This is a genomic window from Actinomycetospora sp. C-140 (assembly GCF_054796175.1).
Map to the genome: position 1 here is coordinate 76,552 of NZ_JBTWNF010000026.1, position 10,277 is coordinate 86,828.

Annotated in this window: 8 protein-coding genes and 1 tRNA gene; 2 read left to right on the top strand and 7 right to left on the bottom strand. The window is 75.4% G+C overall.

Features of this window, described 5'->3' with window-relative positions; translation table 11 throughout:
- Positions 1–104: 104 nt before the first annotated feature.
- Positions 105–1,118: an alcohol dehydrogenase gene (locus tag ACR9E3_RS30490; protein WP_460384704.1), complete on the top strand. Its 1,014-nt coding sequence runs from the start codon at positions 105–107 to the stop codon at positions 1,116–1,118.
- On the opposite strand, the gene ACR9E3_RS30495 is transcribed toward ACR9E3_RS30490, so the two are convergent.
- The 5 genes from ACR9E3_RS30495 to ACR9E3_RS30515 all read right to left on the bottom strand — a co-directional run bounded on the left by ACR9E3_RS30495 (position 1,119) and on the right by ACR9E3_RS30515 (position 7,338).
- The gene (locus tag ACR9E3_RS30495) at positions 1,119–2,156 is read right to left on the bottom strand and encodes a glycoside hydrolase family 18 protein (protein ID WP_460384705.1); all 1,038 of its coding nucleotides are present in this window, start codon (positions 2,154–2,156) and stop codon (positions 1,119–1,121) included.
- Between the two features lie 65 nt (positions 2,157–2,221).
- Complete coding sequence (locus tag ACR9E3_RS30500; RefSeq protein ID WP_460384706.1) at positions 2,222–3,685, bottom strand: hypothetical protein; 1,464 nt, start codon at positions 3,683–3,685, stop codon at positions 2,222–2,224.
- Between the two features lie 185 nt (positions 3,686–3,870).
- A tRNA-Pro gene (locus tag ACR9E3_RS30505) sits at positions 3,871–3,944 on the bottom strand.
- Positions 3,945–3,967: 23 nt separating this feature from the next.
- A complete protein-coding gene (locus ACR9E3_RS30510) occupies positions 3,968–4,975 on the bottom strand; it encodes a metallophosphoesterase (RefSeq protein ID WP_460384708.1) in 1,008 nt (335 codons plus the stop codon).
- Positions 4,972–7,338, bottom strand: coding sequence for a transglycosylase domain-containing protein (locus ACR9E3_RS30515; protein ID WP_460384709.1), 2,367 nt, complete (start codon positions 7,336–7,338; stop codon positions 4,972–4,974). Before ACR9E3_RS30515 ends, ACR9E3_RS30510 begins: the two co-directional genes overlap by 4 nt.
- A gap of 273 nt (positions 7,339–7,611) precedes the next feature.
- Between ACR9E3_RS30515 and ACR9E3_RS30520 the strand changes: the two genes are divergently transcribed.
- The gene (locus ACR9E3_RS30520; protein WP_460384718.1) at positions 7,612–8,013 is read left to right on the top strand and encodes a WhiB family transcriptional regulator; all 402 of its coding nucleotides are present in this window, start codon (positions 7,612–7,614) and stop codon (positions 8,011–8,013) included.
- Between the two features lie 12 nt (positions 8,014–8,025).
- On the opposite strand, the gene ACR9E3_RS30525 is transcribed toward ACR9E3_RS30520, so the two are convergent.
- Complete coding sequence (locus ACR9E3_RS30525; protein ID WP_460384711.1) at positions 8,026–9,189, bottom strand: ArsA family ATPase; 1,164 nt, start codon at positions 9,187–9,189, stop codon at positions 8,026–8,028.
- Positions 9,189–10,208 (bottom strand): ArsA-related P-loop ATPase, encoded by a 1,020-nt coding sequence (locus tag ACR9E3_RS30530; protein ID WP_460384712.1) that lies wholly within the window; start codon positions 10,206–10,208, stop codon positions 9,189–9,191. Before ACR9E3_RS30530 ends, ACR9E3_RS30525 begins: the two co-directional genes overlap by 1 nt.
- Positions 10,209–10,277 lie beyond the last annotated feature (69 nt).

Here is a 10,277-nt window from a genome sequence, read left to right on the forward strand (position 1 = left end):
CCGCGGTGAACGGCGTCGCGGGCGGCGTCGGTGAGGGCATGCACGGGTACGCACCCGACGACAGTTGATCGTCGAAGAACACAGGAGCATCCACCGTGCCGACCATGCGCGCCGTCCAGGTCCCCGCGGCCGGAGGCGACCTCGAGCTCGCCGAGCGCGACCTGCCCACCCCGGGGCGCGGCGAGGTCCGCGTGCGGGTGCAGGCCTGCGGGGTCTGCCACAGCGACATGTTCGCCAAGGAAGGCGTCATGCCGGCCACGCCGTTCCCGATCGTGCCCGGCCACGAGATCGTCGGGACGGTCGACGAGATCGGCCCGGACGTCCTCGGCGACTGGACCGCGGGCGACCGCGTCGGCGTCGGCTGGTTCGGCGGGGCGTGCCACCACTGCGGCCCCTGCCGGCGCGGCGACTTCATCACCTGCGAGAACGGGCGGATCCCCGGCGTCACCTTCGACGGCGGCTACGCCGACGCCGTCGTCGTGCCCGCCGACGCGCTCGCGCACGTCCCCGACGAGCTCTCCGCCGAGGAGGCCGCGCCACTGATGTGCGCGGGCGTGACGACCTACCACGCGCTGCGCGAGAGCCCGGCCCGTCCCGGCGACCGCGTCGCGGTGCAGGGCGTCGGCGGCCTCGGGCACCTCGGCATCCAGTTCGCCGCCCGGATGGGCTTCGAGGTCGTCGCGGTCTCCCGCGGCCGCGACAAGGAGGACCTCGCCCGCAAGCTCGGCGCCCACGCCTACGTCGACAGCCAGGCCGAGGACCCCGCCCAGGCCCTCGCCGCGATGGGTGGCGCCACGGTCGTGCTGGCCACGGCCACCAGCGGCGAGGCGATCTCCGGGCTGGTGGGCGGGCTCGACCGCCGCGGCCAGCTGCTCGTCGTGGGCGCCGCGGAGAGCCCGATCCAGGTCGACGCGATGAGCCTCATCGCGCCGGTGGCGAGCATCGCCGGCCACGCGTCCGGGACCTCGATCGACTCCGAGGACACCCTGCGCTTCGCGCGGCTCACCGACGTCCGTCCGATGATCGAGACGATGCCGCTCGAGCGGGCGCCCGAGGCCTACGACCGGATGATGGCGAACGACGCCCGGTTCCGGATGGTGCTCACCACCGGCCAATGATCAGGTCGGGGCGGTGAACCCCTGCGCGATCCGCGTGAACTCCCACGGTGCCTGGGCGATGCCGCTGCAGTCGTCGGCCTCGTCCCGGGTGCCGGGGCACGAGCCGTTGTCCCGGGCCAGGGCCCAGAAGCCGACGGCGCCGTAGCCGCGGGCGCGCGCGTCGTCCACGACGGCGCGCGCGTCGGCGGGGGTCGTGGTCATGTCCATGTCGTTGCGCCCGAGCATGAACGTGACCGCGGTCCGCCGGCGCACCTCGGCGGGATCGCTGCCCGGCCAGATCCCCTCGAGCTGGGTCTCGGCCGTGCGCGCGGCACCGATCATCGCGTCGGCCCAGGCGCCCTGGTAGGAGAAGTTCATGACCATGAGGTTCACGCGCGCCGCCACCCCGGCGCGCGTGGCGCGGGTGACCAGGTCGTGCGCGTCGGTGGACAGGCCCTCGCTCTCGCCCTCGACCTGCACGGTGAGCGAGATCCGCGTGCCCCGCTCGCGCTGGAGGATGGCGAGCGCGTCGGCGATGCGTTGCGGTGACACGGTGCGTCCGCGGTCGGTCTCGACGTCGACGTCGAGGTGGTCGGTGCCCACCGCGTCGAGCGCCGTGGCGTACGCCCGCGCCAGCGAGGGCGCGTCGGGGCACGCCGACTCGAGGTAGTCGCCGAGGGCACCGCCCGACGACACGGTCACCGTGCCGCCGTGGGCCTTCAGCCCGGCGACGCGCGCCGCGATCGCCGGATCGGTCAGCGGCGTCGTGCCGCCCCACGTCGGGCGGCACGACTCCTCGGCGCCCGCCAGCACGAAGGCCAGGACGACGTCGGCGTGTCCGGTCGCGTCGGCCATGTCCGTGATCGGCGGCAGGGGCGGGGTCGTGAGGTCGACGTAGGGGGTGACGCGCACGGTGGGCAGCGGGCCCTCGGGCGCCGCGACCCCCGGCCGGCGCGGGGCGTCGCCGGCGTCGGTCTCGTCACCGGCGGCGACGACCTCGGTGACGCCGGGCTGCCGTGTGGGCGTCTCGCCGGTGACGACCGGGGCCGTGACCAGCACCGCCACCAGCGTGGCCAGGAGGAGGGCGCGCAGGGACGGCCGGGGGGTCGCGCGCCGGGTCCGGCTCAGGTTTCCGGGGCGTCGGCGACGCCGTCGTCCTGGACGCCCGCGTCCGGGACCTGCCGCTGGAGCTGGGGTGCCTGGTCGGCGACCTGCTGCTGGACCTGCGGCACGGCGGGCGCCACGGGCAGCACCGGCGCGCGCGGCGTCGTCCGCGTCGTGCGGGCGGTGGTGGAGCGCGTCGTGCTGCGCGTGGTGGTCGTGGCCCGCGTCGAGCGGGTGGTCGCCGTCGGGCGGACCTCGACGACGTTGCGGGCGTCCACGGCGGGCGGCGCGTCCACGGCGGGCGGCGCGGCCGGGGTGGTCTGCGCCGTCGGGGCGGGCAGCAGCGTGGGCGCGGACGTCGGGCCGACCGGGCCGGCCACGGCACCCACGGCGACGACGCCGACGTAGGACGCGCAGACCGCGGTCGCGGCGAAGGCCGCGGTCTTCCACCGCCGCGCCCGGCGGCCGGTCCGGTCGGCGAAGACGGGCTGGCCGGCGCTCTCGACGACGAGGGCCGGCGCGGGCAGGGGCGCGCCCGCGCGGGCGGCGCGGCGGCGTGCGGCGAGATCGGCGGCACCGATGGCCGTCGTCGTGGCCCGCGCCGCGATCTCCGCGGGATCCGACCGCCGCGCGGCGGGGCGCTTGGCGGAGCTGGCAGGGGCTGCGGAGGTCGCGGACGTGACCGACGTCGTCCGCGGCGCCTCGGGCGTCGCCGCGGTCGTCGACGGGGCGGCCCGGTGCGGGGTGCTCGCCGTCGGGGCCGGGTGCTGCTCGGCCGGCTGGGCCGGGGCCGGCGTGGGGTGCACCGGGGTCACCGGGGTCACCGGGGTCACCGGGGTCACCGTGGTCGTCACGGGGCGGGGTGCTGCGGGCGGCGGGGCGGATCGTCCCGTCCCGGTGACGTGGTGGTGCTCGGTGGGCTGCGGCGCGGGGGGCGCGGGGACGGCGCGGGTCGCGGGGGTGCGGCCGGGCTCGGCGACCCGGCGCGGCGGGACGTCGACGGCACGGGTGGGCGCCGTCGGGTGGCGCCGGGTGGCGTGGCCGCTGCGCGGCTCGGACGCCGGGCGGGGGACGGGCAGGCCCGCGTCCCGAGGGTCCCGCTCGCCGCGGGCCGGCGGCGGCACCACGACGGGGCCGGAGGGCGAGCCGATCGCGGGGCCGGCGGGCTGCTCCATCGCGAGGAGGTCCGCGAGGCTGCGCGCCCGCCGGGGCGTCTCGGGCGTCGGCGCGCTCGTGAGGGGCCCGACGGGGAGCCCGAGGACGTCGAGCCCGCCGTCGCGGTCCGGTGCGTCCTCGCGGTCCGGCACCGCGTGCAGGCGACCGGGCGGGAGGTCGGCGGCCACGTCGTGGCGTGCGCGCTCGGCGCGGTGGCCTCCGGTCGACGCCGCGTCGCTACGGGCGTCGCGGGCGTCGCCCCCGGAGGGTGTCGCCGCGGGTGCGGCATGGCGGCCCGCGGGCGGCAATGGTGCCCGTCCGTGTCGCATGGTGTCCCCGATCGTGTGAGAGCCCCCGGATGGGTGGTCCGTCAGAGGCATCGTCGGGCTACATCGTGTCGTTACCAGACGGAGACCGCTATGTCGTTGTCTCGAACGAGGGAATGAGCATCACTCGGCCGGACAGACGAAAGGCCCCCATCCACACGGTGGATGGGGGCCTTCGAGCGTCGGTGTCGGGGTGGCGGGATTCGAACCCACGGCCTCCTCGTCCCGAACGAGGCGCGCTACCAAGCTGCGCCACACCCCGGAGGCGATCGCGCAGTCGAGACTCTACCCGCCCGCCCCCGAGCGGGCGGACGGGGGCCGCCCCTCGCCGCCCGCGGACGGTGCCGGGACGGGCGATCCCGCCGTCGCCCGGGGGACGAGCTCGAGCAGGGTGGCCTCGGGGCGGCACGCGAAGCGTGCGGGCGCGAACGGCGAGGTGCCGAGACCCGCCGAGACGTGCAGGCGCATGTGCGCGCCCCACCGGGACGCGCCGCGCGCACGGGAGCGGTCGAGACCGCAGTTGGTGACGATCGCGCCGTAGCCGGGCAGGCGCAGCTGGCCGCCGTGGGTGTGGCCGGCGAGCACGAGGTCGTAGCCGTCGGCGGCGAACGCGTCGAGCACCCGCGGCTCGGGGGAATGCGTCAGCCCGAGACGCAGATCGCACGGCTCGTCGACGGGGCCAGCGATGCGGTCGTAGTCGTCGCGCCCGATGTGCGGGTCGTCGACGCCCGCGGCGGCGATGCGCACGCCGTTCACCTCGAGCGTGTGCCGCGCATGGGTCGCGTCGAGCCAGTCCCGCTCGAGGAACGCCGCCCGGAGGTCGCGCCACGGCAGCTCGGGGCCGAGCACCCGGTGCTGCGGGCGGAACAGGTAGTGGGACGGGTTCTTCGGCCGCGGCCCGTGGTAGTCGTTGCTGCCCCAGATCACGAGGCCGGGGCGGTCGAGCAGGCCGCCGAGGGCGCGCAGCACCTCGGGGACGGCGCGCTGGTGGGAGAGGTTGTCGCCGGTGTCGACGACGAGGTCGGGCTCGAGGGCGGCGAGGCCCTCGACGAACCGTCGCTCGAGGCGCTGGCCGGGGCGCAGGTGCAGATCGGAGACGTGCAGGACCCGCAGCGTGCGACCGGCCGCAGTGACCGGGTCGAGCACCTCGAGCCGGGCCCGGCGCAGCGCGAACCACTGCCGCTCGACCCCGACGGCGTAGCCGAGTCCCAGCGCGCCCGCCGCGGCCGTCCCCGCGCCGGCACGCAGGATCCGCCGCGCGGCCGTCCCCGTCCTCGTGGTCGCGGGGCTCATCCGCCCCCCGTGGCGCCGGCCAGCGGCGGCGGGCCCGACGGCGGTGTCGGCGGCGCCGGCACGGTGCCGTCCGAGACCTGCAGCGTGATCACCTGGTCGGGCAGCACGGAGCCGCGCGGGTTCTGGCCCACGACCGTCCCGGCGGGGGCGCGGTTGCCCACCGTGACGCGCTGGACCTGCAGGTTCGCGTCCTGGAGCTCACCGGTCGCGTCGTCGACCTGGTCGCCGATGACCTCGGGGACCTGCTCGTTGGAGCCGCCCTCCGTGTAGCGCGGGCTCGTCGGCGGCAGCGGAGCGACCGGGAGCGAGGCGAACAACGGGTTCATCGCCTTGTACCAGGTGCGGGCCGGTGTGGTGCCGCCGAAGAGGTTGCCGTCCCCGCAGGGGAACGGGGGACTGTCGCCGCCGGCGTCGCACAGCGTCCGCGGCGACGAGGAGTCGTCGAACGTGACGACCGCACCCGAGTACTGCTGGGTGAAGCCGACGAACGCGGCCGACTTGTTCTGCTGCGTCGTCCCGGTCTTGCCCGACATCGGGCGGTTCCAGCCGTTGGCGGCGGCCGCGGTGGCCGAGGTGCCGCCGGGCTGGTCGTCCTTGCCCAGCCCGTTCATCAGGGTGTCGGCCAGCGCGGGGTCGACGACCTGCTCGCAGGGCTGCTCGGCCACCGGCACCGGGGCACCGGACTGATCGGTGATCGATTCGATCGGCGACGGTGGGCACCACATGCCGCTGGAGCCCAGCGTGGCGCCCACGTTGGCGAGCTCGAGCGGGCTGGTCGGCGTGACGCCGAGGGTGAAGGAGCCCTGGTTCTGCTCGCGGACGGTGTCGGCGATGGACACGCCGTTGGCGCCGGGGTCGGCGAGCGAGCGCATGCCGAGGCGGACGGCCATGTCGACCACGGGCGCGACGCCGGTGTACTCCATGAGCTTGACGAACCCGGTGTTCGGGGACTGCGCGAGGGCGTCGGTCATGCTCAGCTGCGGGGCGAGCCCCTCCTCGGCGTTGCGCACCGGGAACGGGTTGCCGGCCCCGTCGCGGTAGATCGGCGAGGCGTAGCCGTCCGGCGGGATCTCCATCTGGTAGTTGATCCCGAGGCCCTTCTCCAGGGCCGAGGCGGCGGTGAAGATCTTGTAGACCGAGCCGGCGCCCAGGTTCACCGGTTCCCACGGCAGGCCGTAGCTCGTCTGCAGCGCGTCGCCGTTCACGCCGAAGACGCGGCTGGCGCCCATCGCGACCACGCGGTGCCGGTCGCGCCCGGGCTGCACGTTCGCCATGACGTCGGCGACGTTGCGCTGCCCGGCGGGCACCTCGGTGTTCAGCGCCTGCTGCATGGCGTTCATGGCGTTGCGGTCGAGCGTGGTGCGGATCGTGTAGCTGCCGCGGTTGAGCTGCTCGGCCGAGATGCCGGCCTCGCCGAGGTAGTCCACGACGTACTTGCAGAAGAACGCGGCGTTGCCCGCGCCGATGCAGCCGTTCGGCGGGGTGGCGAGCGGCTGCACGACACCCAACGGCTCCGACGCCGCCTGCTGCGCCTGCTGCTGGGTGATCATGCCCTGGCCCAGCATCTGGCTGATGACCTCGTTGCGGCGGCCGGTCGCGGCCTGCGGGTGCCGGGTGGGGTCGAACTGGGTGGTCGACTGCACCATGCCGGCCAGCAGCGCCGACTGCGCGATCGTCAGGCGCTCGGGCGTGGTGTTGAAGTACGTCCGCGCCGCGGCGGCCACGCCGTAGGAGTTGTTGCCCAGGAAGACGATGTTGAGGTAGCGCTCGAGGACCTCGTCCTTGGCGTCGCGCTTGGTGCGCCCGGCCGCGAGCTGGCGCTCGAGCTGCAGGGCCACCCGGACCTCCCGCAGCTTGCGCGCGTAGGTGGGCTCGGTGGCCTGGAGGCGCTCGGACTCGGTCTGCGCGGTCACGTAGAGCTGGTAGTTCTTGATGTACTGCTGCGTCAGCGTCGAGGCACCCTGCTGCGTGGAGCCCGCGGTCTGGTTGGTGACGAGCGCGCGCAGCGTGCCGGTCCAGTCGACGCCGTCGTGCTCGTAGAACCGGCGGTCCTCGATCGCGACGATCGCGCCGCGCATGGCGGGCGACATCTGCTGCAGCGAGACCGGCGTGCGGTTCTGCTCGTAGAGGTACGCGACGGGCGCGCCCTGGTTGTCGGTGACGGTGGTGACCCCGGGCAGCTGGCCCGCCGCGAGGTCGGACGACGTCGCGTTCACGGTGTCGCTCGCGTCGTTGGAGAGCAGCCCCAGCCCGCCGGTGAACGGGAAGGCCATCCCGGCGACGATCACCCCGGCCACGAGGCAGATCGCCAGGAGCTTGGTGATCGGCCGCACCTTGGCCCCGAGTCGCTCTCCCTTCGCCACGGCCGTGAGGGTACGCGGTCGGACGTACGGGCCCTGTCGGTGCGGACCCGCGCGCCGGGGGCGAACCAGGCACGGATCGTGACGGATCCTTCCGATTCCGTTGTGGGGGGAACCGAGCGCTCTTACAGTGCGTCAGACCCCAACGACGGGCTCGGCGCGCCCGGGGACGGATCCGGCGCGCGCACGGGGAACGCACCTGCGGGGAGGTGTGTCCCCGGACGCGGGGCCCGCACGGGGAACAGAGGGTGGGGACACGACGTGACCAACGAGTCGATGCCGGCGCTCGAGGCGCCGTCGACGGACTGGCGGCACTCCGCACGCTGCCGGGACGAGGATCCGGACACCCTGTTCGTCCAGGGCGCCCAGCAGCGCGACGTCCGCGAGGTGTGCAAGGCCTGCCCGGTGCGCACCGAGTGCCTCGCCCACGCCCTCGACAACCGCATCCGGTTCGGGGTGTGGGGCGGGATGACCGAGCGCGAGCGGCGCGCCCTGCTCAAGCGCCGGCCCGAGGTCATCTCGTGGGCCGCGCTGCTCGAGTCGGCGCGCCGGGCCGCGGCCGCGAGCCCCGCCGCCAACCCGCACGTGCCGGCCGCCCGCACGCGTCGCGGCACCGCCCGGCCCGCGACCGCCGCGGCCGAGGTGCGGGCGGAGGGCGACCGGCGCCACGCGGGCTGACGGGCCCGTCGGTCAGGCCGCGAGCCGCCGGCCGATCTCGCGCAGGCCGTCGAGGTCGTGCACGTCGGTCGACATCGCGGGCACGTCGATGATCGGCACCGCGGGGTGCGCACGCGTGAAGCGGCCCAGCACGCGCCGCTCGCGCTCGGCGGATTCGACGCGGTCGGCGTGCAGGCGCAGCACCGCGGCGGTGAACTCGTCACCGCGGGAGGCCTCGAGCGTCTCGGCGCCCTCGCGGGCCCGGGCGCCCGAGAGCGTGGCGTGCACCGGGTGGGTCCGGTTGAGCACCAGCCCGGCGAGCGGCATGTGCTCGGCGGAGAGGCGCTCGACGAAGTAGCTGGCCTCGCGCAGCGCGTCGGGCTCGGGGGCGGCGACCACGACGAACGACGTCCCGGGCGCGCGGAGCAGCTGGTAGGTCGCGTTCGCGCGCTCCTGGAAGCCGCCGAACAGCGTGTCGAAGGCCTGCACGAAGGCCGACGCGTCGGCGAGCATCTGCCCACCGAGGATCGTCGACACGGCCTTCGCGAAGAGGTTGAACGTCGAGCCGACGAGCTTGCGGAACGCGTTGCCGCCGGCCCGGGCGGGCGCAGAGAGCAGCCGGATCATGCGGCCGTCGAGGAACGACGAGAGCCGCTGCGGGGCGTCCAGGAAGTCGAGCGCGGACCGCGAGGGCGGGGTGTCGACGACGATGAGGTCCCACGCGCCGGTGGCGCTCAGCTGCCCCAGCTTCTCCATCGCCATGTACTCCTGCGTCCCGGAGAACGACGTGGAGATCGTCTGGTAGAAGGGGTTGTCGAAGATCGCCTGCGCGCGGTCGGGCGTGGTGTGCCCCGCGACCATCTCGTCGAAGGTCCGGCGCATGTCCAGCATCATCGCCTGCAGCTCGCCGCCGGACGGGCCCCCGGCCCCCCGCGCGAGCGCTCCCGGCACGGTGCGCGGCTCGTTGTCGAGCTCCTCGAGGCCCAGCGACTGCGCGAGGCGGCGCGCCGGGTCGATGGTCAGCACCACGACGCGCCGGCCCTGCTCGGCGGCGCGCAGCGCGAGCGCCGCGGCCGTCGTCGTCTTGCCGACCCCGCCCGACCCGCAGCACACGAGCACCTTCGTCGCGCGGTCGGCGAGCAGCGCGTCGAGGTCGAAGTGCTCGGGCCGCCCGGCCCGCTGCGTCCGGCTCGCCATCAGCGCACCCCCTGCTCGCGCAGCAGCTCGGCGAGCTCGTAGATCCCGCCGAGGTCGACGCCCTCGGCGAGCTCGGGCAGCTCGAGCTGCGGGAGCCCGGCGGCGTCGAGCCGCGACCGCACGGCGGCCTCGACCTGCACCCGCTCCGCGTGCTCCACGGTCTCGGCGATCAGCCCGTCCACCTCCTCGTCCTTGAGGAACAGTCCCGCGGCCTCCAGCCCCGAGCGCAGCCCGGCGGTGTCGGGACCCGCCCCGGTGGCCGCGCCCGTCAGCGCGGTCGCGGGCAGCCGCGAGGGCCGCACCCGGTTGACCAGCACCGCCCCGGTCGGCAGGCCGGCCTCGTGGATCTCGTCGACCGTGTCGAGCGTCTCCTGCACGGGGAGGTCCTCGAGCTGGGTCACGAGGTGCACCGCGGTGCGCCCGGAGTGCAGCAGCTCGACGACGCCCTCGCTCTGGGAGTGGATCGGCCCGGTGCGGGCGAGTGTCCCCATGGCCTTGGTGACGTCGAGGAACTTGACGACGCGGCCGGTGGGCGGCGCGTCCAGGACGACGGCGTCGTAGAGCGGCACGCGGCCCCGTCCGCCGCGCCCGTCGCCGACGGTGCGCCCGACGCACTCCTTGACCTTCCCGGTCAGCAGCACGTCGCGCAGGCCCGGGGCGAGCGTCGTCGCGAACTCGATCGCCCCCATGCGCCGCAGCGTCCGCCCGGCGAGCCCGAGGTTGTAGAACATCTCGAGGTACTCGAGCAGGGCGGCCTCGGCGTCGACCGAGAGCCCGCGCACCTCGCCGCCGTCGGGTGCCACGGCGATGCGCTGCTCGGCGTACGGCAGCGGCGGGGTGTCGAAGACCTGGGCGATGCCCTGGCGCCCCTCGACCTCCACGAGGAGGGTGCGCCGGCCGCCGGCGGCGAGGGCGAGCGCCAGCGCGGCGGCGAGCGTCGTCTTGCCCGTGCCGCCCTTGCCGCTCACCACGTGCAGGCGGGCCTCGGCCAGGGCGGCGGGCCAACGCTGATCGGTCACGGCACCCACCCTAGGTGTACCCGGCCAGGACGTTGGTGACGGTGCGGCGTGGCTAATTGATCGAGGAAG